A 25649-nucleotide genomic window follows, 5' to 3' on the forward strand; every position below is an offset into this window, starting at 1 on the left:
TCACGCTGACGGCTTTCAAACGATTTAAAATTAAGGAATTTGATTTAAATCGATTAATTATTTGATATCATTAGATTTTCTTGAATGCGGACGCTTGTCTTTTTTAAAATCTCCCTCTAGCCTTCATTTACTTTCAACGGCAACGAGCCCCAACGAAGGAAAGCAGGCCCATGGAGGAGTTCGGAGTGCACAACCCGGTCGTAGGACTGGCGACGATCGGATTGGATAACGTGGCGAGCGTCCGCTACAACTTTTCCGAGGCGCGACTCTATGAAGAGGCGATTCGCCGCGGCGAGGCCGACCTCACGGCACAGGGTGCGCTGCGCGCGCTTACCGGCCAGCATACGGGCCGCTCGCCGAAGGACAAGTTCGTCGTCCGGGATGCCGATACCGAGAGCCAGATCTGGTGGGACAACAACAAGCCGCTCTCGCCGGAGCATTTCTCGATCCTGCATCAGGACATGCTCGCCTATGCGCAGGGCAAGGAACTCTTCGTGCAGGATCTCATCGGCGGTGCCGACGCGGAGAACACGCTGACCGCCCGGGTCGTCACCGAGTTTGCGTGGCACTCGCTGTTCATTCGCAACCTGCTGATCCGCCCGAAGCGGGAGGAGCTCGCAAGCTTCGTGCCGAAGCTGACGATCATCGACCTGCCGGGCTTCCGCGCCGATCCCGATCGCCATGGCTGCCGCACGGAGACCGTGATTGCCTGTGACCTGACGCGCGGCCTCGTACTGATCGGCGGCACCTCCTATGCCGGCGAAATGAAGAAATCCGTCTTCACCGTGCTCAACTACCTGCTGCCGGCGAAGGGCGTCATGCCGATGCACTGCTCGGCGAATGTCGGCCCGGCGGGTGACACGGCGATTTTCTTCGGCCTGTCCGGCACCGGCAAGACGACACTTTCGGCCGATCCGGCGCGCACGCTGATCGGCGACGACGAGCATGGCTGGGGCGAGCACGGCGTCTTCAACTTCGAAGGCGGCTGCTACGCCAAGACCATCCGCCTGTCGGCGGACGCCGAGCCGGAAATCTACGCGACGACGCAGCGCTTTGGCACCGTGCTGGAAAACGTGGTCCTCGACGAGAACCGCGAGCCGGATTTCGATGACGGTTCGCTGACGGAGAACACGCGCTGCGCCTATCCGATGCATTTCATTCCGAATGCCTCGGCAACGGGCGTTGCCGGTCATCCGAAGACGATCATCATGCTGACGGCGGATGCCTTCGGCGTCATGCCGCCGATCGCGCGGCTGTCGCCGGAACAGGCCATGTACCACTTCCTTTCCGGCTACACCGCCAAGGTGGCCGGCACCGAAAAGGGCGTGACGGAACCCGAGGCGACATTCTCGACCTGCTTCGGTGCACCCTTCATGCCGCGCCACCCGGCAGAGTATGGCAACCTGCTGAAGGAGCTGATCGGCCGCCACGGCGTTCGTTGCTGGCTCGTCAACACGGGTTGGACGGGTGGTGCCTATGGCACCGGACGCCGCATGCCGATCAAGGCGACCCGCGCGCTCCTGACGGCGGCATTGCAGGGCGACCTCGACAATGCCGAGTTCCGTCTCGATCCGAATTTCGGCTTTGCCGTTCCGGTCGCCGTCGACGGTGTCGATACCGGCATTCTCGATCCTCGTTCGACCTGGGCCGATGGCGATGGTTACGATGCGCAGGCAAAGAAGCTTGTGGCGATGTTCGTCGCCAACTTCGCCAAGTTCGAGGACCACGTCGACGGTAATGTCCGCGATGCCGCTCCGGGCATGCAGCTTGCGGCTCAATAGCCGCCAAGCCCCTGGTGATTCACGTGAAACCCGGCGGTCCATCCGCCGGGTTTTCTTCTTTTGGCGATAGCGATGTTTTCAAGCGACGGATGATGTGAGATAGAACGCGCCGGAGACAATCATGGCCAGCGAAGCACTCGTCATCAACGACCGGATCACCATCGCGGGGTGGGAACTCACCGAACAATTCGTTCTGGCGGGTGGTCCCGGCGGGCAGAATGTCAACAAGGTCTCGACGGCCGTTCAGCTGTTCTACGATATGCGCAACTCGCCATCGCTTGACGACCGGGTGAAGGCGAACGCGCTGCGTCTTGCCGGCAGGCGCGCCTCCAAGGAGGGCGTGCTGATGCTGGAGGCGAGCCGCTTCCGCAGCCAGGAGCGCAACCGCGAGGACGCCCGCGAACGGCTGAAGGAACTGATCCTGAAGGCGGCGGAGCCGCCACCGCCGCCTCGCCGCAAGACACGACCGACAAAGGGATCGATCGAACGCCGTCTCAAGGAAAAGTCGGGACGTTCCGAAACCAAGAAGATGCGCAGCCGGCCGGCCGGCGGGGAGTGATATGCTCGAGATTGCCAACGGCATTCGCCATCTTCCCGGCTATCTTGAACGCGCTGGGCAGCAGTCGCTTGTAGAGATCGTCCGCGGCATTGTCGCTGAGGCTCCCCTTTTTATCCCGGTCATGCCGGGAACTGGCAAGCCGATGTCCGTAAGGATGACGAATTGCGGCCCGCTCGGCTGGGTGACGGACAAGGAGCGCGGCTATCGGTATCAGGCGACGCATCCGGCCACTGGCCGCTCTTGGCCGGCGATGCCCGAGCCCCTGCTGGATATCTGGAACGCCGTGTCGGATTACCCGTTGCCGCCGCAGGCATGCCTCATCAATTTCTACTCGGACGATGCCAAGATGGGCCTCCATCAAGATAAGGATGAGCAGGATTTCGGTGCGCCGGTCGTTTCCGTATCACTCGGCAACAGCTGTCTCTTCCGAGTCGGCGGCCTATCTCGCAATGACCGCACACAGTCAATAAAGCTCGCAAGCGGTGACGTTGTTGTGCTCGGCGGCGCGGGTCGTTTGTGCTTTCACGGTGTTGATCGGATCTATCCGTCCACTTCGACGCTCCTCAAAAACGGGGGCAGAATAAATCTCACGTTAAGACGCGTTTCGTAAAGTTGCGTTGTTGCTCATGTTGGAAAATGCATGCTTGCGAAGCGCAGCAAGTTCGATGCCGTTTCGGCGCTGATCATCGTGCTCTTTGGGCTCGTGATCGGTTTCGGCTACCATGTCCACCTGTGGCACCTTGAGGCCGACGGATTTTCGCCCGTGAGCGAGAAGCTTCCATACTGGGATTTTACCAATCTCTGGGCGGGTGGTGTTCTTGCTTCAAACGGAAGCGTCGAGACGATATTCGACGTTGAATCCTATCGCGCGTTCTTGCGGCAAATGTTCACGCCACGGCTTGCCGATCAGGAATGGAGCTATCCTCCGTCCATACTGCTGATCGGAATACCGCTTTCGCAATTGCCGATATTCCCGGCATATGTCCTATGGACTGCGGGAACAATCGCGCTGTTGCATTTCGCCTTGCGTCCGCTTTCATTGCCTCCGCTTGCTCATCTTGCCTGCCTGCTTAGCCCGGCAGGGTTCATCAATGCTGCTTTAGGGCAAAACGGAGCGCTGACCGCTGCCCTGTTAATCGGCGGCTTGTCGCTGGTGTTCTCGAGACCGGTTATCGCAGGCATACTCTTCGGGCTTCTCACAATGAAGCCGCATCTCGGTCTTCTGATTCCAATCTGTCTGCTTGCCAGCGGGAGCTATCGCGCCTTCTTGTCTGCCACGGTGACGGCCGTCCTGCTCTTCCTGGTCACGGGGCTCGCTCTTGGATTCGACGTCTGGCAGGTGTTCATGGAGAAGACCGCGCCCATGATGTCGTCCATCCTGGAAGCGCCATACCCGCAGACCTACCACTCGCATGCGATGACGGTCTTTGTCATGGCCCGCTGGCTGGGGCTGGACGTGGCTGGCGCCTATGTCGTCCAGGGGGTCGTTCTTCTTGGATGTGCGGCTTTGGTCGCCTATCTCTGGCGCCCTTCGAGTTCAATCGAACATGCCAAGCGGGTTTGCATCACTGCGACGCTTTCAATCGTCGCATCGCCTTACGGCTACAGCTATGACACCATTCCGATGTGCGTGACCGCGGCGTTCCTTTTCGTGACGGACACTCGTGTGAACAAGTGGCTGCTTGCTTTTGTCTGGCTGTATCCGCTCTATGTCCATAGAGTAAATCACGAGGGGATAGGGATCGGCGTCCTAGTGCCGATCCTGCTCGTCAGTTCTGCGCTTCTGGTGGGAGGCAGGTCGGCCCCACGCTCCGAGGCGCTCGCTTAAAGCTTCCTCAGGGCGACCTTTTCGACGAGGTGGTCGTTACCCTTCTGCAGGATGAGGTCGGCGCGCGGCCGGGTGGGCAGGATGTTCTTGCGCAGGTTTTTCAGGTTGATGTTCGTCCAAAGACCTTCGGCGATCGCAAGCGCCTCTTCCTCGCTGATCGAAGCATAGCGATGGAAATAGGAGTTCGGATCCCGGAAGGCCGTTTCCCTGAGCTTCATGAAGCGCCCGACATACCAGCTGTGAATCAGGCTTTCCTCGGCATCGATATAGATCGAGAAATCGAAAAAATCCGAAACCATCGGCACGATCTTGCCGTCGGCCGGCAGGTCACGCGACTGCAGGACGTTGATGCCCTCGAAGATCAGGATGTCGGGACGGTCGACAATACGGAATTCGCTGGGCAGGACGTCATAGACGAGATGCGAATAACAGGGCGCCTTGACGTTCGGCTGGCCGGCCTTGATCGCCGACAGAAAGCGCAGCAGCGCCGCGGTGTCGTAGCTTTCCGGAAAGCCCTTGCGGTCCATCATCTTTTCGCGGGTCAGCACGGCGTTCGGATAAAGGAAACCGTCCGTGGTGATGAGGTCGACCTTCGGGCTGGAGGGCCAGCGTCCTAGCAGTTCCTTCAGGATACGGGCGGTTGTCGACTTGCCGACGGCGACCGAGCCCGCGATGCCGATCACGAACGGGGTCTTGGCGACGTCGGAGAGGCTGAGGAAGCGGTTCCTCTGCTGGAACAGCAGCTGTGAAGACTCGACATGAGACGACAGCAGGCGCGATAGCGAAAGATAGATCCGACGCACCTCTTCAAGGTCGATCGGGTCGCCCATCGAGCGCAGGCGCGTCACTTCGTCTGCCGTCAGCGTCAGCGGCGTGTCGGCCCGGAAGCGCGCCCATTCCGCGGAAGAAAAGAAATGGTAGGGCGAATAGGCATTCGCCTGAAAGTGGTCGAGCGGTTCCGCCGCTCCCGCAGTTTGCTTCGCTAGGGTCATGAACTCTGCCGGCTGGCCTTTTCAGTGAGACCGGATTGCCCGGTGCGCTTCTCCAGTTCGCCCATCACATTCTGCAACGGGACGCCTGCAATCTTCAATACGACGATCAGGTGATAGAGGAGGTCGGCCGCCTCGTGCGTCAAATTCACGCGATCGTCCATGACCGCAGCCATGACCGTCTCGACGGCCTCCTCGCCGAGTTTCTTGGCCGCTTTCACCTGGCCGGCGGCTACGAGTTTTGCTGTCCAGGATTCCTCGGGCGAGGCCTTTGCCCGCTGCTCCACGATGCTTTCGAGATCGGAAAGGGTAAAACCGCTCATTTTTTCTCTCTCAATCGAGTCGCATCGCGATTCCATGGTCGCTCATATAGCGCTTGGCCTCGCCAACGGAATAGGTGCCGAAGTGAAAGATGGAGGCGGCAAGCACCGCCGTCGCATGCCCTTCCTTCACGCCGACGACGAGATCGTCGAGGTTGCCGACGCCGCCCGAAGCGATCACCGGAACGCGCACGGAATCGGCGATCGCGCGCGTCAGTTCGATATCGTACCCGACCTTCGTACCATCGCGATCCATGGAAGTGACAAGCAACTCGCCCGCGCCGCGTTCGACCATCTTCCCGGCGAATTCGATGGCATCGATGCCGGTCGGCTCGCGCCCGCCATGGGTGAAGATTTCCCAGCGAGCCGGCGTTCCCTTGGCGGAAACCCTCTTGGCATCGATCGACACCACGATGCACTGGTTTCCGAACTTGTCCGCCGCTTCCGCAACGAAATCGGGATTCTTGACCGCTGCCGAATTGATCGAGACCTTGTCGGCCCCGCTGAGCAGCAGCTTGCGGATGTCGGCAATGGCACGCACGCCGCCGCCGACGGTGACCGGCATGAAGCACTGGTCGGCGGTGCGGGCGACGACGTCGAAGATCGTCTCGCGATTGTCGGAGGACGCCGTGATGTCGAGGAAGCACAATTCGTCGGCACCGGCCGCGTCATAGGCCTTGGCCGCCTCCACCGGATCGCCGGCATCGATGAGGTTTACGAAGTTGACGCCCTTGACGACGCGGCCGTCCTTGACGTCGAGGCAGGGGATCACGCGGGCCTTGAGGGTCATTGAACTGCCTCCCTGCCGCGCGCGTTCCTGATTAGCGCCAGCGCCTCATTGGGGTCTATGCGTCCATCATACAGCGCCCGGCCCGAAATCGCACCTTCGAGCTTGCGGGCGTCGGGTTCGAGCATGCGGCGGATGTCGTCGAGCGAGGCGAGGCCGCCGGAAGCGATCACTGGGATCGAAACAGCCTCCGCAAGCTCCAGCGTGGAGGTCCAATTGATGCCCGCAAGGATGCCGTCGCGATCGATGTCGGTATAGATGATGGCGGCAACGCCGGCGCCTTCGAATTTCCTGGCAAGCTCGATGACGCCGAGCTCGGAAGCCTCGGCCCAGCCCTCGACGGCGACCTTGCCGCCTTTGGCGTCGATGCCGACCGCGACGCGGCCGGGAAAGGCCTTGCAGGCCTCGATGACCAGCGCCGGGTCACGCACGGCGACGGTACCCAGGATGACGCGGCTGAGCCCGCGTGCGAGCCAGCTTTCGATATGCGCCAGCGTGCGGATGCCGCCGCCGAGCTGCACGGGATTTCTGGTCGCCTTCAGGATCGCGTCGACGGCAGCGCCGTTTACGCTCTCCCCGGCAAAGGCGCCGTTGAGGTCGACCACATGCAGCCATTCAAAACCCTGGTCCTCGAAGGCCTTCGCCTGCGCGGCCGGATCGGGATTGTAGACGGTCGCCTGGTCCATGTCGCCGAGTTTCAGGCGCACGCACTGGCCGTCCTTGAGGTCGATTGCGGGAAATAGGATCATCTGCTTCTTCCGTTCGGTCTGCGCGAGCTCAGGGCTTCCAGCGCAGGAAATTGGCAATCAGCGCGAGGCCGAGCTTCTGGCTCTTCTCGGGGTGGAACTGCGAGCCCGCTATGTTGTCGCGACCAACGAAGGCGGTCATCGGCCCGCCGTAGCTGGTCGTGGCAATCACGTCGCGCTCCTTCTCGGCCGCAAGATGATAGGAATGGACGAAATAGGCGTGCAGTCCGTCCAGGCCCGTCGGAATGCCGTCGAAGAGCGGGTGCGGGTGCCTGAGGTCCAGCGTGTTCCAGCCGATCTGCGGGATCTTGAGAGCGGGATCGGCGGGGGTCATCTCGATGACATCACCGGGAATCCAGCCGAGACCCTGTGTGGTTGTCTTTTCAAGGCCGCGCGAGGACATGAGCTGCATGCCGACGCAGATGCCGAGGAAGGGATGCGCCTTGTGCTCGACGACGTCGATAAGCGCCTCGGTCATGCCTGGTACGGCATCGAGCCCGGCGCGGCAGTCGGCATAGGCGCCGACACCGGGAAGGACGATGCGGTCGGCGGTGGCGACGCGCTCGGCCTTGTCGGTGAGGTCGATATGGGCCTCGATGCCGGCCTCGCGCGCGGCGCGCTCGAAGGCCTTCGTGGCCGAGCGCAGGTTGCCGGAACCGTAGTCGATGATTGCGACGCGCATCATGTCAGCGTCCTCCGTCAAATCCGATGAGACCGAATGCCGGGCCGTCACGGCCAACCTGGCCATCCGGCGCCGGAGGGTTCCACGGCGGGGTCGGTACGGTCGGTTTCTCGGACGTGGTCTCTATGTTCGAAAAATAGATCTCTTCGGCCTCGTCGAGAGACGCAGCGGAGACCAGGCCCTCCTCACCCCATCCTTTGGCGATGAGGCTGCGGGCGTAGAGGGCGCGGCCCTCGAGCCCGGCAAGCAGGCTCGTGCCGAAGAGGATCGCGGCACCGGCCGGCCAGAGGCCAGGCGTTTCCGCGATGCTGCTTCCGATGCCCTGCAGGACCAGGATGGCAATGGCATGCAGCCAGAGCCGATGCGCAAGCAGCCAGAAGAGCGGAAAGAGGAATGCCAGCCAGGAAAAGCCGTCCCGGATGAATCGCGTCCGCTCGTGATTTCCGTCAGGCCCGCCGGGCGGGGTGAAGATCAGATAACTCGCCATCGCTTCGCTGTGCTCATGTGAGGCTCAGGCGAGCGTGCCCTTTGTCGAGGGGACGCGTCCTGCCTGCCTGGGGTCGATCTCTGTCGCCGTGCGCAACGCGCGGGCGACGGCCTTGAAGCATGTCTCGGCTATATGGTGATTGTTGGCACCATAGTGGTTGAGTACATGCAAGGTGATCCCGGCATTCTGGGCGAGCGCCTGAAAGAACTCGCGCACCAGCTCGGTATCGAAGGCCCCGATCTTCGGTGCACTGAATTTGACGTTCCAGACGAGGAAGGGGCGCCCGGAAAGATCCACGGCGGCCTTGGTCATCGTCTCGTCCATGGCAAGGTCGATCGATGCGTAGCGCGCAATGCCGCGGCGGTCGCCGAGCGCCTTCGAAATCGCCTGGCCGATCGCAATTCCCGTGTCTTCCACGGTGTGGTGGTCGTCGATGTGGAGGTCGCCTTTGGTTTCGATCTCCATGTCGATCAGCGAATGTCGGGCAAGCTGGTCAAGCATATGGTCGAAGAAGCCGACGCCGGTCGAGATTGTCGACTTGCCCGTGCCGTCCAGATTGACGGACACGGTGACAGACGTCTCGTTCGTCTTGCGCGAAACGCTGCCCGTGCGGCTTGATGCTGCTTCGGCCATATGGCCCTCCATGGGAAAACACGCCGTTCCTTATCAGGCACCCAAGCAAATATCCAGAAGTTACGAAGCTTTAATGTGGCTTTGGCAGTCGGCGCGATGGAAATGCGTGGGGTGACATTTGCAATCGTGAAAAGCCCTCTTACATACGGCTGAACAGGGCTGCCACGGCCCGTGAAACAATCCCGATATTGGGCAAACAGGTGTTTGATGACAACGATTATTACTGTTCGCAAGGGCGACAAGGTGGTTATGGCGGGCGACGGCCAGGTCAGCCTTGGCCAGACGGTGATGAAGGGCAACGCCCGCAAGGTCAGGCGTATCGGCAAGGGCGAGGTCATCGCCGGCTTCGCCGGTGCGACCGCCGATGCCTTCACGCTGCTCGATCGCCTTGAAAAGAAGCTCGAGCAATATCCGGGTCAGCTGATGCGCGCCGCCGTCGAGCTCGCCAAGGACTGGCGTACTGACAAGTATCTTCGCAATCTCGAAGCGATGATGCTGGTCGCCGACAAGTCGATCACGCTCGCGGTCACCGGCAATGGCGACGTCCTCGAACCGGAGCATGGCGCAATCGCGATCGGCTCGGGCGGCAACTATGCCTTCGCCGCGGCACGGGCCTTGATGGATAGCGACAAGTCCGCTGAAGAAATCGCTCGCCGCGCCTTGGATATCGCTGCCGATATCTGCGTTTATACCAACCACAACATCGTGGTGGAAACGCTGGATGTCGAGGGCTGAGCGCATCGCCTTCAGGCCAGCGGCCAGGGCCGATCTCGGGCTCCTGGCCGAGTGGCTGGAAACGCCCCATGTGAGGCGTTGGTGGGGCGATCCCGCTGAAGCGATCGCGTCGATCGACGAGCATCTGGACGGATATCAGGTGGAGGCGTTCATGGTTGCGCTGGACGGCAAGGACTTCGCCTTCATTCAATCCGCCGACCTCGGCAAGGAAGAGGACCAGGCCTTGGCGGACCAACCGGCAGCAACTTTCGGAATCGACCAGTTCATCGGGCCGGTTTCAATGACAGGCAGGGGCTACGGCCCTGCATTCATGCGACTCTTCTGCACCAGGCTGTTCGACCGCGGGGCGAGGCGGATCCTTGTCGATCCCCATCCGGAGAACGCGATTGCCATCCGGGCCTATGCGAAGGCCGGATTCGCAGAGCTCGGTGAAGCTACGACAAATTATGGCAGGGCGCTGCTCATGGCCCTCGACCGTCAGGAGAAATGAAAGAATGACCACATTTTCCCCCCGCGAGATCGTCTCCGAACTCGACCGCTACATCATCGGCCAGCATGAGGCGAAGCGCGCCGTTGCCATTGCCCTGCGCAATCGCTGGCGCCGCCAGCAGCTCGATGAGGATCTTCGCGACGAGGTCATGCCGAAGAATATCCTGATGATCGGCCCGACCGGCGTGGGCAAGACCGAGATTTCGCGGCGCCTTGCCAAGCTCGCTGGCGCGCCCTTCATCAAGGTAGAAGCGACGAAGTTCACCGAGGTCGGCTATGTCGGCCGCGATGTCGAGCAGATCGTCCGCGACCTCGTGGAAGTCGGCATCGGTCTGGCGCGCGACAAGAAGCGGGCCGAGGTGCAGGCCAAGGCGCACATGAGCGCGGAGGAGCGCGTGCTCGACGCATTGGTGGGCAGCACCGCATCGCCGGCAACACGCGAAAGCTTCCGCAAGAAGCTGCGCGGCGGTGAGCTCGACGACAAGGAAATCGATATCGAGGTCGCCGATACGGGCTCGGGCATGCCCGGGTTCGAAATTCCCGGCATGCCGGGGGCCAATATCGGCGTCCTGAACCTTTCGGAGATGTTCGGCAAGGCGATGGGCGGCCGGACCAAGAAGGTTCGCACAACTGTCAAGGCCTCCTATACCGACCTGATCCGCGATGAATCCGACAAGCTGATCGACAACGAAGTCATCCAGCGCGAGGCGGTCCGCGCGGTGGAGAACGACGGCATCGTCTTCCTCGACGAGATCGACAAGATCGCCGCCCGCGACGGCGGCATGGGTGCGGGTGTTTCCCGCGAAGGTGTTCAGCGCGATCTGCTGCCGCTGGTCGAAGGGACGACGGTCTCGACGAAGTACGGGCCGGTCAAGACGGACCACGTCCTGTTCATCGCCTCCGGTGCGTTTCATGTGGCAAAGCCGTCGGACCTGCTGCCGGAGCTGCAGGGCCGCCTGCCGATCCGCGTCGAGCTGAAGCCGCTCAGCAAGGAGGACTTCCGCCGCATCCTTACGGAGACCGAGGCAAGTCTTATCCGCCAGTACAAGGCGCTCATGGAGACGGAAAGCCTGACGCTGGACTTTACGGACGATGCCATCGATGCGCTTGCCGACGTGGCGGTCCACCTGAACTCCTCCGTCGAGAACATCGGCGCGCGCCGTTTGCAGACGGTGATGGAACGCGTGCTGGACGAGATTTCGTTCAATGCTCCGGATCGCGGCGGCACGGCGGTGACGATCGATGCGGAATATGTTCGCAAACATGTCGGCGACCTCGCCAGCAACACGGATCTTTCGCGCTTTATTCTGTGATATAGTCGCATCGGCTGCGGCGATTGAGCACGACGCCGGTGTTTTGCTGCATTGAGCTCTCGACAGCGGGCCTTTTACTTTTTAGTGAAGGCCCGTCTTGTTTTTGACCGGCACGCCATTCAGCCAGGATCTGGCGCGTCGGCCGCATCGCGGCGAATTCCACCGAACTTCGACAGGATGCTGATCGTGCGACGCTTCTTGATAATTTTCCTGACCGTCATTGCCAGCCTTGCATGGATGCCCGCCTTTGCGGACGTCCTGGTCGTCCCGCCAGGCAATCGCAATGTCGAGCAGCCGCCCGTTCCGGGTGCCTCGGTGCGACGCACGAAGGGCACCAAGACCAGCTTCGACCGGAAATACGAGAAGGTTCGTGACCTGCTGGCAAATGATCACGAACTCGTTTCAAAGATCAAGGCAGTGGCCCGCGCTTATGGAATCGACCCGATTCACATCGTTGGCGCGATCGTCGGTGAACACACCTACAACGTCGATGCCTACGATCGCCTGCAGACCTACTACGTGAAGGCGGCGTCCTATGCAGGCGAGAGCTTCCGCTTCGCCTACAACGGCGAAAGTGTCGATAGCTTCGTGGCGAGGCCGCAATTCGCCGCCTGCGAGACCAAGAAAGATTCCTACGGTCTCTGGACCTGCCGAGAGGAGGTCTGGGAGGCAAAGTTCAGGGGCAAGACCGTCGATGGCACTAGCTTTCCCGACAATCGCTTCAGCGCGGTCTTCTTCCAGCCCTTCTATGCAGGTCAGACCTTCGGGCTCGGCCAGGTCAATCCGCTGACGGCGCTGATGCTCTCCGATCTGGTGCACCAGGTTTCGGGCTATGACAGGCTCGACGAGAAGGATGCGGGCGCCGTCTACCGCGCCATCATGGAGCCGGATATTTCGCTCGCCTTCGTCGCAGCTTCGATCCGCAAGTCGATCGACGATTACAAATCGATCGCCGGCATGGATATCTCCCACAATCCCGGTGTGACGGCAACGCTCTACAATGTCGGCAATTCCAGGCAGCGTGCGGCGGCCCTTGCAGCGAGAAACCAGGGTGGCGCAACGGTCTGGCCGGAAGAGAACTACTATGGCTGGCTCGTCAACGACAAGCTGGACGAGCTGAAAGCGCTGCTCTAGTCTGGTGCCTGGCCGGAGGATGTCATCCTCCGGGAAAGGCTGATCCCATGGACATGCGTCCAGAACCCTTCGTGCCGCCCGCGCCGATGCCGCGCACGGTGCCGCCCTCCCGGCTCGAAATCATCCGCACCATTCTGCGCAATCCTCTCGAACTCTGGGGGGAGCCCTCCTACACGCTTCCGTGGATCCACACTCGCTTCTTCCGTGAGCAGACGCTGATCGTCAACGATCCCGGGCTGATCAAGCACGTGCTCGTCGACAATGCGTCGAACTACCGGATGTCGGATATTCGCCAGCTCATCCTCCGTCCGATCCTTCGCGACGGCCTGCTGACGGCCGAAGGCAACGTGTGGAAACGGTCGCGCAAGGCCGTGGCGCCCGTCTTCACGCCGCGCCATGCACAGGGCTTTGCCGGCCAGATGCTGCAGCAGACCGAGAAGTATGCCCGGAAATACGAGGCAGCGGCAACCGGCGGCAGGGAATTCGACATCGCCGTCGACATGACGGAGCTCACCTTCGCCATCCTTTCCGAGACGCTTTTTTCCGGCGAGATTGCGACTGCGTCCGACAACTTCGCGGACGACGTCAACCAGTTGCTGCATCGCATGGGCCGCGTCGATCCGATGGATCTCATGCGCGCGCCCTCCTGGGTGCCGCGCATCACGCGCATCGGCGGGCGCAAGGTGCTCGACAAGTTCCGCGGGATCGTCCACCAGACGATGGACATGCGGCTCGCCAAGATGAAGGCGGACCGCGCCGCCGTGCCGGACGATTTCCTGACGCTGCTTCTCGAACAGGCAGGCCCCGAGGGCCTGACCATGGACGAGATCGAGGACAATATCCTGACCTTCATCGGTGCAGGACACGAGACGACTGCGCGTGCTCTCGCCTGGACGTTCTATTGCGTCGCCAACAGCCCGCATGTGCGCGATGCGATGGAGGAGGAGATCGACCGGATTCTGGCGACCGGCGCGGAGCCGGTCGAGTGGCTCGACCTGATGCCGAATGTTCGCGCCGCCTTCGAGGAAGCACTGCGCCTTTATCCACCCGCCCCCTCGATCAATCGTGCAGCGATCGCCGACGATCATTGGACCAGCCCCAAGGGAGAGCGTGTCGAGATCCCCGCCGGGATCACGGTTCTCATGATGCCCTGGACGCTGCATCGGCATGAACTCCACTGGGAAAAGCCGCGCGCCTTCATGCCGGAGCGCTTCCTTCACGAAAACCGGAAGAAGATCAACCGCTTCCAGTTCCTGCCCTTCGGCGCGGGTCCGCGCGTCTGCATCGGCGCGACCTTCGCACTGCAGGAGGCGGCAATCGCGCTTGCGGTGCTGATGCGTCGCTATCGCTTCGATGTGACGGCCGCGACCAATCCCTGGCCGGTGCAGAAGCTGACGACCCAGCCGCAGAACGGGTTGCCCATGCGCGTCACGATCCGCTCCGCCTGACCGCGCCTCATTGACCCCGAAAGAGCCGTTTGTCGCCGGAAATTGGCGTCCAGCGGCTAGCGCAGCCTGCCCGGCGAATGCCATAAGCGTGTCGGAGATTCCGTCAGGAGCCGCTCGGCTCCAACAGTTTCAAGGGAAGCGAAGGCGCGTGACATCCCATTTCCTGCTCGGCATCGATACCGGTGGCACCTATACCGATGCCGTTCTCTTCGACGAACACAAGGGTGTGGTCGCCAAGGCGAAATCGCTGACGACGCGCCATGACCTGGCCGTCGGCATTGCCGGTGCGGTTGACGCGGTGATCGCGCGTGCCAGCGTTCCGGTCTCGGCGATCAGCCTCGTCTCGCTCTCGACGACGCTCGCCACCAACGCGCTGGTCGAGGGGCAGGGCGGCCGGGCCGGGCTCGTCATGATCGGCTTTTCGCCGGACGATCTGAAAAGGGACGGGCTCGCCCAGGCGCTGGGATCGGACCCGGTCATCTTTCTCCCCGGTGGCCATGATGTGCACGGCACCGAAAGGCCGTTGGACCTCGGGCCGCTTGAGGAGGCCCTGCCGGCCCTGGCGCAGACCGTCTCCTCCTTTGCCGTCGCCGGTTATTTCGCGGTTCGCAATCCGGCTCACGAAATCCGCGTGCGGGAGCGAATCCGGGATATCTCGCATCTGCCGGTCACCTGCAGCCATGAGCTGTCTTCCAAGCTCGGCGGTCCGCGCCGGGCTCTCACCACCCTGCTGAATGCGCGGCTCGTTTCGATGATCGATCGCCTTGTCGGCGCCTGCGAGCGGTTCCTCGAGACGGCCGGCGTCTCGGCGCCGATGATGGTCGTGCGCGGCGATGGCGCCTTGATTTCGGCGGCGGAGGCAAAGCTGCGTCCGATCGAAACGATCCTTTCGGGCCCCGCCGCCAGTCTTGTCGGCGCCCGCTATCTTACCGGTCTCGATGACGCTGTCGTTTCCGATATCGGCGGCACGACCACCGATGTCGCGGTCCTGGAGGGCGGCCGGCCACGCCTCGATGCCGACGGCGCGTTCGTCGGCGGCCATCGCACCATGGTGGAGGCGGTGGCGATGCGCACCTATGGTCTCGGCGGTGATTCCGAGGTGCGAATCGATTGCCGCGGATTGAACGCGACCTTCGAACTCGGACCGCGTCGGTTCCTGCCTCTCAGTCTCATTGCTGCAAACCATCCGGAAACCGTCATCGCCAATCTCGAGCGGCAGCGGCGAGCGACTCATCTCGGCCGCCACGACGGCCGCTTTGCGGTGAGGACCGGTGTGCCGGATCATCTGGCCAGTGGACTTTCGCCGCAGGCGCAGGCGCTGTTCGAGCGGATCGGAAGCCTGCCCCTGCCGCTGGACCAACTCCTGACCGCGACTTCGCAGAAGGCGGTTTTGGACGGACTGGTCGCCCGCGGTCTCGTCCACATCGCGGGGCTGACGCCTTCGGATGCGATGCATGCCCTCGGACGGCAGAATCAATGGAACGCGGAAGCAGCGCGGCTCGGCCTTGCCGTCGCGGCGCGCATGAAGGACGGCTCGGCAAGGCCGATTGCGTCCTCCCCAGAGGAACTGGCGCAGAAGATCGTCGACCGGCTGACGCGCCAGTCCGCCGACGTGATTCTTACCGCCTGCCTTGCAGAGGACGGGGTCGGCGAAATCGATCCCGTGAAATCGGTGTCTGTCGGCCGCGCCCTTCGCCGCGCGCCCGGTATCGTCCGTTTTGCGGTCTCGCTGGATCGGCCGCTTGTCGGGCTGGGCGCCTCGGCACCGGCCTACTATCCGGCGGTCGCTGACATGCTTTCGGCCGAAAGCGTCATACCCGGTGAAGCTGATGTCGCGAATGCGGTCGGCGCCGTCGTTGGACAGGTGCGGGCGAGCGCCACGGTCTTTGTGACCATGCCGGAGGACGGCATCTACATCCTGAATGGCGCCGGAGAGACGCTGAGGACGACCGACGAAGCAGCCGGCTTCGCGCTCGCCCGTGATCGGGCAGTCCGGGCAGCGATCGAACAGGCACGGCTAAATGGTGCCGACGACCCCGTGGTGACCATCGACGAGCAGATCGACGCGCCGGATGTCGAGGGTAACCGGAAGCTCGTCGAGGCGCGCTTCGTTGCGACCGCAAGCGGCAGGCCACGCATCGCTTCCGCCTGATTATTTCCACAAAGGCATAAATCTTTGGAATTGTCGCTGAATTGACTATCAATGAAAGCCGTTCAAACTGGCAGCATCAAGAGAGCTGCACAAGGGATGAGGGGGACAGTCAGATGGGTCGTATCGAAAGAAGCGGACTGGCCTTTGAGGCGGTGCTCCATGACTTCCTCGTCAAGGAGGCCCTGCCGGGTTTGGGTATCGCGGAGGACAAGTTCTTCAACGACTTTTCTGTGATCGTCCACGACCTTGCGCCGAGGAATCGCGAACTCCTGGCCAAGCGCGACCGGCTCCAGGCCGCCCTCGACGACTGGTATCGTCGCAATGGCGCCCCGACCGATATGCTGGCCTATGAAGGCTTCCTTCATGAAATAGGCTATCTCGTTCCGGAGGGGACGGACTTCCAGGTCTCGACCGCCAATGTCGACCCGGAGATTGCCTCGATCGCCGGGCCGCAGCTGGTCGTTCCGGTGATGAACGCCCGCTACGCGTTGAATGCCGCGAACGCCCGTTGGGGCTCCCTTTACGACGCACTCTACGGCACGGACGCCATTCCCGAAAGCGACGGTGCGGAGAAGGGTGCGCAATACAATCCCCGGCGCGGCGCCAAGGTGATTGCCTGGGTCCGTGATTTCCTCGATGCGTCCATCCCGCTCGAGGGCGCAAGCTGGACGGACGTCGAGACGTTTGCGGTTAACGACGGTACGCTGTCGATCAGCGCCACCGACGGGGAGCACATGGCGCTCGCGGACGAGGGGCACTTCGCCGGCTATCTCGGCGATCCGGCCGCGCCGACCCACATCCTCTTCAGGAACCACGGGATCCACATCGAGATCGCCATCGATGCGTCGACGCCGATCGGCAAGGCCGATCCGGCGCATATCTCCGACGTGCGGCTGGAATCCGCGATCACCACGATCATGGACTGCGAGGATTCGGTCGCGGCCGTCGATGCCGAGGACAAGGTCGTCGTCTACCGCAACTGGCTGGGCCTGATGAAGGGCGACCTGCAGGAGGAAGTCTCGAAGGCAGGTCGCAGCTTCACGCGCAAGCTCAACCCGGATATCGATTACACGGCCCCGAACGGCTCCGCCTTCGCGCTGCACTGCCGCTCGTTGATGCTCGTGCGCAATGTCGGCCACCTGATGACAAGCCCGGCTATTCTGGATCGCGATGGCAACCAGGTACCGGAAGGCATCATGGATGCAGTGATCACCTCCCTCGTCGGGCTCCATGATATCGGACTGAATGGTCGCCGCAGGAATTCGCGCAGCGGCTCGATATACATCGTCAAGCCGAAGATGCACGGGCCGGAGGAGGTCGCCTTTGCATCCGAAATATTTGCGCGTGTGGAGGAAGCGTTGGGCGTCCCTCGCAACACGCTGAAGATGGGCATCATGGATGAGGAGCGGCGCACGACCGTCAATCTCAAGGAGTGCATCCGCGCAGCGCAGGAAAGGGTGTTCTTCATCAATACCGGCTTTCTCGATCGCACCGGCGACGAGATTCATACGTCGATGGAAGCCGGGCCGATGATACGCAAGGGCGACATGAAGCTCGCGCCGTGGATCGCCGCCTACGAGAACTCGAACGTCGACATCGGCCTCGAATGCGGCCTTTCCGGCCATGCGCAGATCGGCAAGGGCATGTGGGCGATGCCGGACCTGATGGCAGCGATGCTGGAGCAGAAGATCGCCCACCCGAAGGCGGGCGCCAATACCGCATGGGTTCCGTCACCGACGGCGGCAACGCTGCATGCCACTCACTATCACCGCGTCGACGTCGCGCGGCTGCAGCACGGGCTGGAGGATCGCGCCCGCGCCAAGCTCTCCGATATCCTCTCGGTTCCGGTGGCTGTCAGGCCCAACTGGACGCCTGAGGAGATCCAGCGTGAGCTGGACAACAATGCGCAGGGGATTTTCGGCTACGTCGTGCGCTGGATCGACCAGGGCGTCGGCTGCTCGAAGGTACCGGACATCAACAATGTCGGCCTGATGGAAGACCGCGCGACGCTCCGCATCTCAGCACAACACATGGCGAACTGGCTGCACCACAAGGTCGTTACAGAAGGGCAGGTCGTCGAGACTATGAAGCGCATGGCCGCCGTTGTCGACGGGCAGAATGCCTCCGATCCGGACTATTGGCCGATGGCCGGAAACTTCGAAGGATCGGTTGCCTTCCAGGCCGCGCTCGAACTCGTCCTGAAGGGCAGGGAGCAGCCGAACGGCTATACGGAACCGGTTCTGCATCGCCGTCGCCAGGAATTGAAGGCGAAGCTTGCCGGCTGATCGGCCAGAGCAAAAAGAAAGGCCGCGGAGACGATCCGCGGCCTTTCTGATTTGAGGGTGCCTGATCCTACTGGATCACGATGACCTTGGTCTTCCTTCCGGGACGAACGCGGCTGTAAAGGTCGATGACGTCCTGGTTTATGAGGCGGATGCAGCCGGACGATGCAGCGGTGCCGATCGAGGCCCATTCAGGGGTGCCGTGCAACCGGAAAAGCGTGTCCTGGCCCTGCTCGTTGAAGAGGTACATCGCGCGCGCACCGAGCGGATTGCTGAGACCAGGTCCCATGCCGCCTTCGAGATATTTCGCGACTTCCGGCTTGCGCTCGGCCATCTCCTTCGGCGGATGCCAGGTCGGCCATTCCTGCTTCCAGGCCACGTAGGCCGTGCCTGCCCAGGCAAAGCCCTGCTTGCCGACGCCAATCCCGTAGCGCATCGCCCGGCCGTTCGGCAGGATGTAATAAAGGAAGCGCTCCTTGGTGTTCACGATGACCGTTCCGGGGCGCTCGGTCGTCTCGAAGCTCACCACCTGACGGTGGAACCGCGGATCGACACGATTGATCGGGATCGCCGGCAAGGAGAAGCTTGCATCCTTCGTGATCCCGTAAGCGTCGTCAAAAGTTTGGATGGTCTGGCTGGTCGAGCCTGTGGAGGTCTTGTCCACGGCGGTGGCCTGGGAAACGGCGGGAACGCCGGCCGCGGCAAACGCCGCCACGAGGCCGAAAACGGTCAATGCATTGCGCAGTTGCATGGATGTCTCTTGGGATCTGGCGAGGGAAATCTGGTTGTTCCAACCATCTTTGAATATAGCTTATTTTCGATTAAATTCATCTTTGCAAGGTGCTGCAGTGCGATGAAGTTCATCTGCAGTGCAAATTAGAAACGCATTGTTTTTTTGCAACAATGATTGGGAGCCTTTGCCGCGTATCCATGACGATTTTGAGTGTTTACAATAATAATCCGTTAATAGACGGAAGGCAGTCCGACAGGGCCATGCACGTGCGCCGCGGCATGCAAATCCTGCTGCGCGAGATGCGCCTTGCGGTGCTTCCCGAACTGCCGCTTGCGAGCGGCCGGCGTGCCGATCTCATAACGCTGTCGGAGCGGGGCGAGATCTGGATCATCGAGATCAAATCCTCGATCGAAGACTTCCGCGTCGACCGGAAGTGGCCCGACTACCGAATGCATTGCGACAGGCTCTTCTTCGCCACCCACAAGGACGTACCGCTCGATATCTTCCCGGAGGATTGCGGCCTCTTTCTTTCCGATGGCTACGGCGCGCACCTGATCAGGGAGGCGCCTGAACACAGGCTTGCGCCGGCAAGGCGCAAGGCCGTGACGCTAAGCTTCTCGCGCACCGCCGCCGAGCGCCTGATGCTGGCGGAATGGGCGGCGGGAAAGCCGATCTCCGGTGAATGAGGCTTACTTGGGCGCCCGCTTGGCGAGGATACGCTGCAGGGTGCGGCGATGCATGTTGAGCCGGCGCGCGGTCTCGGAGACATTGCGCTCGCACATCTCGTAAACACGCTGGATATGCTCCCAGCGCACGCGGTCGGCCGACATCGGGTTCTCGGGCAGCTCGGCCTTTTCACCGGGACGCTGCGTGAGCGCCGCGAAAACATCGTCCGCGTCGGCAGGCTTTGCAAGATAGTCGACTGCGCCAAGCTTCACGGCGGTCACCGCGGTTGCGATGTTGCCGTAGCCCGTCAGGACGATGATGCGGGTGTCGTCGCGGCGCTGGCGGATCGCCTCGATCACGTCGAGGCCATTGCCGTCGCCGAGCCTCAGGTCGACGACCGCGTATTTCGGCGGGTTCGCCCGAGACTTGGTCACGCCTTCGGCAACCGACTCGGCGGTGTCGACCGAAAAGCCTCGCGTTTCCATGGCACGCGCCAGGCGGCGCAGAAACGGTCCGTCGTCATCGACGATCAGAAGCGTCGCGTCGGGTCCGAGATGGACTACTGGCGCCTTGGCTGTTTCGGTGTGCTCGACACTGAGGTTCTGGTTTTTCTCCATCATGATATAAAATCCCGGTGGCCCTTGGCCTGTCCATACGGCTGTTGGTTACATGTTCATTTATGCCGCAAAACTCATTTTGTCGAACTCGTATCCATCAGCATGCGCGGCCACTCGACGCGAATGCGCGCGCCGGAATTTTCAGGAAGCCGGTTTTCGAAGAGGAGAGTCGCACCCGAGCGCTCCAGCAAAGTCTTTGCGATGAACAATCCTAGCCCCAATCCGCCCGCCCGCGCGTCCCGCTGCCGCTCGGTGACATAGGGGTCTCCAATACGCGTCAGGATGTCGGGCGAGTATCCAGTACCGTCGTCCTCTATGACGACGACGACCCTTTCGGAATCGTATTCTACCGTGACGATGACCTTGCTTCTTGCATAATCCACCGCGTTTTCGACGAGGTTTCCCAAGCCATACATGATGCCCGCATTGCGGTTCGGCACGGGCTCGCCCCTTCGCGGGCTCTTCTCCACCAGTTCCACGGTAATGCCGAACTCCCGGTGCGGCCCGATGATCTCGTCGATCATCGATGAAAGTGGCAGCCGGCTCATATGAGCCTCGCCCTCGGACGACAGCGTCGTCAGGCGGCGGAGGATATCGCGGCAACGCTCGCTCTGGCTGCGCAGCAGCAATATGTCCTCGCGGAACCGCTCGTCATGGATGAGTTCGCGCTCCATCTCCTTCGCAACCACGCTGATGGTGGCAAGCGGGGTGCCGAGTTCGTGCGCCGCAGCGGCCGCCAGCCCGTCGAGCTGGGAGAGATGCTTTTCGCGCAGCAGCACCAGTTCGGTCGCCGAAAGCGCGTCGGCGAGCTGCGTCGCCTCCATCGAGACACGGTAGGCGTAGAAGGCGGCGAAAGACATGGTTGAGGCGATCGAGCACCAGAGGCCCAGCTGCATGATGCTGTGGACGCTGAGCTCTGCGCCCTCGAACCAGGGTAGCGGGAAGGGCGAGAAGGCGAGGATCGTGATGCAGATCATCGCGAGCGTGATCAGCACAGTGCTGTAGCGGATCGGCTGTGAGGCAAAGGAAATGATCACCGGCACGCAAACGAGCACCGAGAAGGGATTGACCAACCCGCCCGTGATGAAGAGCAGCGCGCAGAGCTGCAGGAGATCGGTTGCAAGCAGCGCGAATGCGGCGGGCGGCTCCAGGCGATGCGTCGGCTTGAAGCGGATCGTCAGGTAGAAGTTGATTGCCGAGAGCAGCCCGATCAGAACAGCGCATGCCGTCAGCGGCAACCCGAATTTCAACCAGAAGGCGACGATCAGCACCGTGACCGTCTGACCGGCGACCGCAAGCCATCGCAGACGCACGAGCGTCTGCAGTCGCAGCCTTCGGCTTGTGTGCTGATCGTCCTGCTGTTTGTTCGCCGCTTCGTCGGTCATCTTCGTATTTCAATGCGCCCTGGAGATCATGTACCACGAGGCTTCGCTCTTGTCGTCGGTATCGCTTCGCTGGGGCTTTCCGGCCAGGGATGACGGGGATAGCGCCCGCGCATCTCGGCACGCACGTCCTTCCAGGATCCTGCCCAGAAACCCTGCAGGTCACGCGTTGTCTGGATCGGCCGGTGTGCCGGCGAGGTGAGCTCGAGAAGCAGCGGCAGACGGCCGCCGCCGATCGTCGGATGGACCTTCAGTCCGAAAAGCTCCTGCACCCGGATGGCGAGCACGGGCTCCTCGCCGTCGTAGTGGATGGGGTGGCGTTGCCCGGTGGGCGCCTCGAAATGCGTCGGCGCCAATCGCGCGAGCTCTCGCTGCGCCTCGTGCGGCACCAGCGACATCAGCCCGTTGGCGAGGCTCGCGCCGGAAATGTCTGCAAGGCCGCGCGTCTCGGTCTGGAACGGCACGAACCAGTCGTCGAGCCGTTCGAGGAGCGCCTCGTCGCTGACGTCAGGCCAGGGATCGCCGATCGTCCGGTGCAGGAAGCCGATACGATCGCGGAGCTGGGCTGTTTCCTTCGAGAGCGGCAACACGCCAAGCCCCAGCTCGCGAACCCCCTCGGCCAGTGCCCGAGCTGCCGCTTCTCCGACGGGGCGCGGCAGGGGCTTTTCGTCGAGAATGATCGCCCCGAGCCGCGTGACCCGGCGCGCGCGCACCTGGCGGCTGGCCCTGTCGAAGATGCATTGATCCTCGCTCCTGATCTCGTCCGGCAGGTATTCCTCGACATCGGCGCGGGAGATTTCAGCCGCGGCGAGGATGCGTGCCTGCGCGGCCCTGCCGGTGAGGTCCGCGACGACCAGCATATGCGCGCCGGCAAGCTGTTCCGTCTCCGGCAGCTCCGCTCCGCGACCGTTTGCCATGACGAAGCGGCCCCGTCCGCCCCGCTGCAGGGCGATGCGGTCCGGAAAGGCGTGCAGCAGCAATGCGCCAGGCAATGGCGGAACAGTATCCCCCTTGGTGCCGCCGGCGGCCGAAGCCAGACGCATTGCGAGGCGTCGCGACGATTCGGCCCTCTCGCCTCTTTCCTGCTTGAACCGGCGCAACCGTTCCTCGAGGTCGATGCTCGTTCCGCCGAGGCCTTGCTCGGTGAGCAGCAGGGCGAGCAAAGCCGCCTCCCGGGAATGGCCAGACTCTCCCGCTGAAACCACCATCGAGGCAAGGCGCGGAGGAAGCGCGAGTTCGCGCATCAATCTTCCCCGCGCCGTCAGCGAGCCATCCTCGTTGAGTGCCCCAAGTTGCCGAAGGAGGATTCGCGCCTCCTTGATCGCGCCCGCCGAAGGCTGGTCGGGAAAGGCGAGCGTTTGCGGATCCTGGACGCCCCAATGGGCGAGGTCGAGCACGAGGCCCGAAAGATCGCTAGAGAGGATCTGCGGCGGCGTGAAAGCGGGAAGGGCGGCCGTCTGCCCCTGATGCCAGAGCCTGATCGCGATGCCGGGCTCGGTGCGGCCGGCACGGCCGGCGCGCTGGTCGGCCGAGGCCCGGGAGACGCGGACCGTTTCCAGCCTCGTAATGCCGGTCGAAGGCTCGAAGACCGGAAGGCGCTGCAGGCCGCTGTCGATGACGATCCTGACACCGTCGATGGTGATGGAGGTCTCGGCAATCGAGGTGGCAAGGACAATCTTGCGCTTGCCCGCTGGCGCCGGGCGAATGGCGGCGTCCTGTTCCTTCTGGGTCAGGTTGCCGTAGAGCGGCGCAATCAACGTATCCGCGCCGAAGCGCCCCTCCAGTCGCTCCGCAGTGCGCGTGATCTCCGCCTGCCCCGGCAGGAAGGCGAGGATCGAGCCATGCTCTGCCGCATGCGCCGCGTCAATCGCGCGGCTGACGGTGTCCTCGACACGCTCGCCGCTCGGCCGCTCCTGATAGCGCAGTTCGACGGGGTAGCTGCGCCCCATGCTTTCGATGACCGGCGGATCGCCAAGCAGGGTTGCAACACGCTCGACATCGAGTGTCGCCGACATGACGAGGAGCCGCAGGTCCTCACGCAGCGCCGACTGCACGTCGAGGGCGAGCGCCAGGCCGAAATCGGCGTCCAGCGACCGCTCGTGGAATTCGTCGAAAAGTACCGTCGAGACGCCCGAAAGCTCGGGATCGTCGAGGATCATCCGTGCGAACACACCCTCCGTCACCACCTCGATGCGTGTCCTGGCGGATACCCTGTTGTCGAGGCGCATGCGATAACCGACAGTTTCGCCGACCTCCTCGCCGATAAGGGAGGCCATCCGGCCTGCGGCTGCGCGCGCGGCGAGCCGCCGCGGTTCGAGCAGGATGATCTTGCCATCGCCGCGCCATGCTTGCTCGAGCAGGTAGAGCGGCACGAGGGTCGTCTTGCCGGCGCCCGGCGGGGCGGAAAGCACGGCCCGTCTTCTCTCGGAAAGTGCGTCGCCGATCTCGGGGAGGATGTGGGAAACCGGAAGCTCCGGCAGGGTTAACGGCATGAGGCTGCTCGTCTTCGTTGCTTGCGTGGCCCGGCGCCGGTTCGTCCGGGCGCCGCAACCGGGGGCCGTCGAGTCTTGGACCGCGTCTAGACTATCAGCGCGATCTCTCATAGGCGAGAATTGCACCGGCGAGATCCTCGAGCGCTGCGCCGACCGATTTGAACAGCGTGATCGCGCTGTCGTCCGTGCGGCCCGGCCGGCTGCCGCGCACGAGCTCGGAAAGCTCCGCCCTGATATCCTCTTGCCTGAGGAGCCCGCTCTTCAGTGGCTGTACGATGTCGCCCGCCTCCGCTTGCGCCCCTGCCCGCGTGTCGACGAAGACGAGGGAGCGCCTTATCGACTCGTCGTCTGTTTCCCTCATGGTCGGCTTGAAGGCGCCGACGAGGTCGAGATGGGCGCCGGCTTTCAGCCATTCTCCACGAATGAGCGGCTCGCTGGAAAGCGTCGCGCAGGAGATGACGTCGGCGTCTCGCGTCGCTGCCTCCAGATCGGCGGCCGCCTCTGCAGGAAGCCCGATTGCCCGGGCTTCCTCGGCGATCTTCTCGGCTGCGTCCCGGTTGCGTCCCCAGACGCGGATGCGCGCAAGGTTCCGAACGGCGGCATGGGCCTGGATCATGTTGAGGGAAAGGCGGCCGGTCCCGCAAACAAGCAGTTCGGCGGCATCGGCGCGTGCGAGATGGCGCGCGGCAAGCGCCGAGGTCGCAGCTGTCCGACGCGCCGTGAGCTCGCCCCCATCGATGGCGGCAAGCACTTGGCCGGTTGCGGCCGATGACAGGATATAGGTACCGAAGATTGCCGGTAGCGAACGGCTTGCGTTTCCCGGAAAGACGGAGACCATCTTGACGCCGGCATATCGGCCCGGCACCCAGGCGGGCATCAGGAGCAGCGTGGCATTTTCCTCGCCCGGTACCTCCATGTCGTGGTGATGGCGCACCGGCATCACGCATTCGCCGGCAAACATGGCTGCGATTGCCTCGATGAGCGGCCTCCATGGGAGGGCAGCGCGCGTGTGGGCTTCGTCGAGGACAAGCATTCCGTTCTCCTTGGTCAGAATATGAGCGGTCAAACTAGCAACTGGATGCTTGGGCGCAAGCCGGGCTGGAAAGCCGTCTCAAGGGCCCTATATATTAGCTTTGTTGATTTTGGGCGGCTTCCAGCCTCGGGATTCGGCGAAAACCAGGGTGATTGCGGCTCGTTTTGGGGCGCCTTCGACGCGATTGGTTATCCCCAAACTGGTCGCTCAAATTTCCCTTTTAAAATCAGCATGTTACAAAAATGTCAAAAAACTTTGTTGAGTGGAGTTGACTTAGAAAAGGGGTAGGGTCTATAAGCCGCGTCACTGAACGAGGGCGGCGGCGCTGCTGGCGACGATGACCTTCGCTCTAGAGTTTCCG

24 protein-coding genes are annotated in these 25649 nt (G+C 62.5%); 12 read left to right on the top strand and 12 right to left on the bottom strand.

Annotated elements, in window-relative coordinates; translation table 11 throughout:
• Window positions 1-170 precede the first annotated feature (170 nt).
• The 4 genes from EV286_RS12730 (at window position 171) to EV286_RS12745 (ending at window position 4168) form a co-directional block, all read left to right on the top strand.
• Entirely contained in the window at window positions 171-1781 is a 1611-nt protein-coding gene (locus EV286_RS12730) for a phosphoenolpyruvate carboxykinase (RefSeq protein WP_132957485.1), read from the top strand.
• A 121-nt stretch (window positions 1782-1902) separates the two neighbouring features.
• Window positions 1903-2340 (top strand): alternative ribosome rescue aminoacyl-tRNA hydrolase ArfB, encoded by a 438-nt coding sequence (gene arfB / locus EV286_RS12735; protein ID WP_132957486.1) that lies wholly within the window; start codon window positions 1903-1905, stop codon window positions 2338-2340.
• Between the two features lies 1 nt (window position 2341).
• Complete coding sequence (locus tag EV286_RS12740; protein ID WP_132957487.1) at window positions 2342-2950, top strand: alpha-ketoglutarate-dependent dioxygenase AlkB; 609 nt, start codon at window positions 2342-2344, stop codon at window positions 2948-2950.
• 30 nt (window positions 2951-2980) lie between these two features.
• Window positions 2981-4168, top strand: a complete 1188-nt coding sequence (locus tag EV286_RS12745; protein WP_132957488.1) for a glycosyltransferase family 87 protein — start codon at window positions 2981-2983, stop codon at window positions 4166-4168.
• On the opposite strand, the gene coaA is transcribed toward EV286_RS12745, so the two are convergent.
• The 7 genes from coaA to hisB are packed head-to-tail and all read right to left on the bottom strand — an operon-like array spanning window position 4165 to window position 8812.
• Complete coding sequence (gene coaA, locus EV286_RS12750) at window positions 4165-5160, bottom strand: type I pantothenate kinase (RefSeq protein ID WP_132957489.1); 996 nt, start codon at window positions 5158-5160, stop codon at window positions 4165-4167. The genes EV286_RS12745 and coaA overlap by 4 nt on opposite strands.
• The gene (locus tag EV286_RS12755; RefSeq protein ID WP_132957490.1) at window positions 5157-5480 is read right to left on the bottom strand and encodes a phosphoribosyl-ATP diphosphatase; all 324 of its coding nucleotides are present in this window, start codon (window positions 5478-5480) and stop codon (window positions 5157-5159) included. Before EV286_RS12755 ends, coaA begins: the two co-directional genes overlap by 4 nt.
• Before the next feature lie 10 nt (window positions 5481-5490).
• Window positions 5491-6267 carry an imidazole glycerol phosphate synthase subunit HisF gene (hisF, locus tag EV286_RS12760; protein WP_132957491.1) on the bottom strand — a complete coding sequence of 259 codons (777 nt, stop codon included), beginning with the start codon at window positions 6265-6267 and terminating at the stop codon, window positions 5491-5493.
• A complete protein-coding gene (hisA, locus tag EV286_RS12765; RefSeq protein ID WP_132957492.1) occupies window positions 6264-7013 on the bottom strand; it encodes a 1-(5-phosphoribosyl)-5-[(5-phosphoribosylamino)methylideneamino]imidazole-4-carboxamide isomerase in 750 nt (249 codons plus the stop codon). The genes hisF and hisA overlap by 4 nt, the downstream gene beginning before the upstream one ends.
• Before the next feature lie 28 nt (window positions 7014-7041).
• Window positions 7042-7692: an imidazole glycerol phosphate synthase subunit HisH gene (gene hisH / locus EV286_RS12770; protein WP_132957540.1), complete on the bottom strand. Its 651-nt coding sequence runs from the start codon at window positions 7690-7692 to the stop codon at window positions 7042-7044.
• A gap of 4 nt (window positions 7693-7696) precedes the next feature.
• The gene (locus tag EV286_RS12775; protein ID WP_132957493.1) at window positions 7697-8179 is read right to left on the bottom strand and encodes a DUF2628 domain-containing protein; all 483 of its coding nucleotides are present in this window, start codon (window positions 8177-8179) and stop codon (window positions 7697-7699) included.
• 24 nt (window positions 8180-8203) lie between these two features.
• Window positions 8204-8812, bottom strand: a complete 609-nt coding sequence (gene hisB / locus EV286_RS12780) for an imidazoleglycerol-phosphate dehydratase HisB (protein ID WP_132957494.1) — start codon at window positions 8810-8812, stop codon at window positions 8204-8206.
• A gap of 207 nt (window positions 8813-9019) precedes the next feature.
• Between hisB and hslV the strand changes: the two genes are divergently transcribed.
• From hslV to EV286_RS12815, 7 genes are all read left to right on the top strand, one after another.
• The gene (gene hslV / locus EV286_RS12785; protein WP_132957495.1) at window positions 9020-9547 is read left to right on the top strand and encodes an ATP-dependent protease subunit HslV; all 528 of its coding nucleotides are present in this window, start codon (window positions 9020-9022) and stop codon (window positions 9545-9547) included.
• Entirely contained in the window at window positions 9534-10037 is a 504-nt protein-coding gene (locus EV286_RS12790) for a GNAT family N-acetyltransferase (protein WP_132957496.1), read from the top strand. Before hslV ends, EV286_RS12790 begins: the two co-directional genes overlap by 14 nt.
• Before the next feature lie 4 nt (window positions 10038-10041).
• Window positions 10042-11349 (top strand): ATP-dependent protease ATPase subunit HslU, encoded by a 1308-nt coding sequence (hslU, locus tag EV286_RS12795; protein ID WP_132957497.1) that lies wholly within the window; start codon window positions 10042-10044, stop codon window positions 11347-11349.
• 237 nt (window positions 11350-11586) lie between these two features.
• A complete protein-coding gene (locus tag EV286_RS12800) occupies window positions 11587-12483 on the top strand; it encodes a DUF1402 family protein (RefSeq protein ID WP_245500700.1) in 897 nt (298 codons plus the stop codon).
• A 47-nt stretch (window positions 12484-12530) separates the two neighbouring features.
• The gene (locus EV286_RS12805; protein ID WP_132957499.1) at window positions 12531-13931 is read left to right on the top strand and encodes a cytochrome P450; all 1401 of its coding nucleotides are present in this window, start codon (window positions 12531-12533) and stop codon (window positions 13929-13931) included.
• 148 nt (window positions 13932-14079) lie between these two features.
• Complete coding sequence (locus EV286_RS12810; RefSeq protein WP_132957500.1) at window positions 14080-16083, top strand: hydantoinase/oxoprolinase family protein; 2004 nt, start codon at window positions 14080-14082, stop codon at window positions 16081-16083.
• Between the two features lie 113 nt (window positions 16084-16196).
• The gene (locus EV286_RS12815; RefSeq protein WP_132957501.1) at window positions 16197-18368 is read left to right on the top strand and encodes a malate synthase G; all 2172 of its coding nucleotides are present in this window, start codon (window positions 16197-16199) and stop codon (window positions 18366-18368) included.
• A gap of 67 nt (window positions 18369-18435) precedes the next feature.
• Here EV286_RS12815 and EV286_RS12820 read toward each other — a convergent pair whose 3' ends face one another.
• The gene (locus tag EV286_RS12820) at window positions 18436-19116 is read right to left on the bottom strand and encodes a L,D-transpeptidase (protein WP_132957502.1); all 681 of its coding nucleotides are present in this window, start codon (window positions 19114-19116) and stop codon (window positions 18436-18438) included.
• 179 nt (window positions 19117-19295) lie between these two features.
• Between EV286_RS12820 and EV286_RS12825 the strand changes: the two genes are divergently transcribed.
• On the top strand, window positions 19296-19784 hold the full coding sequence (locus EV286_RS12825; RefSeq protein WP_132957503.1) for an MmcB family DNA repair protein: 489 nt from the start codon (window positions 19296-19298) through the stop codon (window positions 19782-19784).
• A 3-nt stretch (window positions 19785-19787) separates the two neighbouring features.
• Here EV286_RS12825 and EV286_RS12830 read toward each other — a convergent pair whose 3' ends face one another.
• The 4 genes from EV286_RS12830 to EV286_RS12845 all read right to left on the bottom strand — a co-directional run bounded on the left by EV286_RS12830 (window position 19788) and on the right by EV286_RS12845 (window position 25288).
• A complete protein-coding gene (locus EV286_RS12830; protein ID WP_132957541.1) occupies window positions 19788-20381 on the bottom strand; it encodes an ActR/PrrA/RegA family redox response regulator transcription factor in 594 nt (197 codons plus the stop codon).
• A gap of 74 nt (window positions 20382-20455) precedes the next feature.
• On the bottom strand, window positions 20456-21766 hold the full coding sequence (locus EV286_RS12835; protein WP_132957504.1) for an ActS/PrrB/RegB family redox-sensitive histidine kinase: 1311 nt from the start codon (window positions 21764-21766) through the stop codon (window positions 20456-20458).
• Between the two features lie 26 nt (window positions 21767-21792).
• Window positions 21793-24255, bottom strand: coding sequence for an ATP-dependent helicase HrpB (gene hrpB / locus EV286_RS12840; RefSeq protein WP_132957505.1), 2463 nt, complete (start codon window positions 24253-24255; stop codon window positions 21793-21795).
• A gap of 94 nt (window positions 24256-24349) precedes the next feature.
• Window positions 24350-25288: an ornithine cyclodeaminase family protein gene (locus tag EV286_RS12845; protein WP_132957506.1), complete on the bottom strand. Its 939-nt coding sequence runs from the start codon at window positions 25286-25288 to the stop codon at window positions 24350-24352.
• Window positions 25289-25649: the final 361 nt, after the last annotated feature.

Source organism: Rhizobium sp. BK251, assembly GCF_004345245.1.
In the GTDB taxonomy this organism is placed as follows: domain Bacteria; phylum Pseudomonadota; class Alphaproteobacteria; order Rhizobiales; family Rhizobiaceae; genus Rhizobium.

What these genes read in the sequence shown, in the direction of transcription:
- EV286_RS12730 (WP_132957485.1), top strand. Translation starts at nt 171, where the DNA reads ATGGAGGAGTTCGGAGTGCACAACCCGGTCGTAGGACTGGCGACGATC.
- arfB (WP_132957486.1), top strand. Translation starts at nt 1,903, where the DNA reads ATGGCCAGCGAAGCACTCGTCATCAACGACCGGATCACCATCGCGGGG.
- EV286_RS12740 (WP_132957487.1), top strand. Translation starts at nt 2,342, where the DNA reads ATGCTCGAGATTGCCAACGGCATTCGCCATCTTCCCGGCTATCTTGAA.
- EV286_RS12745 (WP_132957488.1), top strand. Translation starts at nt 2,981, where the DNA reads ATGCTTGCGAAGCGCAGCAAGTTCGATGCCGTTTCGGCGCTGATCATC.
- coaA (WP_132957489.1), bottom strand. Translation starts at nt 5,160, where the DNA reads ATGACCCTAGCGAAGCAAACTGCGGGAGCGGCGGAACCGCTCGACCAC.
- EV286_RS12755 (WP_132957490.1), bottom strand. Translation starts at nt 5,480, where the DNA reads ATGAGCGGTTTTACCCTTTCCGATCTCGAAAGCATCGTGGAGCAGCGG.
- hisF (WP_132957491.1), bottom strand. Translation starts at nt 6,267, where the DNA reads ATGACCCTCAAGGCCCGCGTGATCCCCTGCCTCGACGTCAAGGACGGC.
- hisA (WP_132957492.1), bottom strand. Translation starts at nt 7,013, where the DNA reads ATGATCCTATTTCCCGCAATCGACCTCAAGGACGGCCAGTGCGTGCGC.
- hisH (WP_132957540.1), bottom strand. Translation starts at nt 7,692, where the DNA reads ATGCGCGTCGCAATCATCGACTACGGTTCCGGCAACCTGCGCTCGGCC.
- EV286_RS12775 (WP_132957493.1), bottom strand. Translation starts at nt 8,179, where the DNA reads ATGGCGAGTTATCTGATCTTCACCCCGCCCGGCGGGCCTGACGGAAAT.
- hisB (WP_132957494.1), bottom strand. Translation starts at nt 8,812, where the DNA reads ATGGCCGAAGCAGCATCAAGCCGCACGGGCAGCGTTTCGCGCAAGACG.
- hslV (WP_132957495.1), top strand. Translation starts at nt 9,020, where the DNA reads ATGACAACGATTATTACTGTTCGCAAGGGCGACAAGGTGGTTATGGCG.
- EV286_RS12790 (WP_132957496.1), top strand. Translation starts at nt 9,534, where the DNA reads ATGTCGAGGGCTGAGCGCATCGCCTTCAGGCCAGCGGCCAGGGCCGAT.
- hslU (WP_132957497.1), top strand. Translation starts at nt 10,042, where the DNA reads ATGACCACATTTTCCCCCCGCGAGATCGTCTCCGAACTCGACCGCTAC.
- EV286_RS12800 (WP_245500700.1), top strand. Translation starts at nt 11,587, where the DNA reads ATGCCCGCCTTTGCGGACGTCCTGGTCGTCCCGCCAGGCAATCGCAAT.
- EV286_RS12805 (WP_132957499.1), top strand. Translation starts at nt 12,531, where the DNA reads ATGGACATGCGTCCAGAACCCTTCGTGCCGCCCGCGCCGATGCCGCGC.
- EV286_RS12815 (WP_132957501.1), top strand. Translation starts at nt 16,197, where the DNA reads ATGGGTCGTATCGAAAGAAGCGGACTGGCCTTTGAGGCGGTGCTCCAT.
- EV286_RS12820 (WP_132957502.1), bottom strand. Translation starts at nt 19,116, where the DNA reads ATGCAACTGCGCAATGCATTGACCGTTTTCGGCCTCGTGGCGGCGTTT.
- EV286_RS12825 (WP_132957503.1), top strand. Translation starts at nt 19,296, where the DNA reads ATGACGATTTTGAGTGTTTACAATAATAATCCGTTAATAGACGGAAGG.
- EV286_RS12830 (WP_132957541.1), bottom strand. Translation starts at nt 20,381, where the DNA reads ATGGAGAAAAACCAGAACCTCAGTGTCGAGCACACCGAAACAGCCAAG.
- EV286_RS12835 (WP_132957504.1), bottom strand. Translation starts at nt 21,766, where the DNA reads ATGACCGACGAAGCGGCGAACAAACAGCAGGACGATCAGCACACAAGC.
- hrpB (WP_132957505.1), bottom strand. Translation starts at nt 24,255, where the DNA reads ATGCCGTTAACCCTGCCGGAGCTTCCGGTTTCCCACATCCTCCCCGAG.
- EV286_RS12845 (WP_132957506.1), bottom strand. Translation starts at nt 25,288, where the DNA reads ATGCTTGTCCTCGACGAAGCCCACACGCGCGCTGCCCTCCCATGGAGG.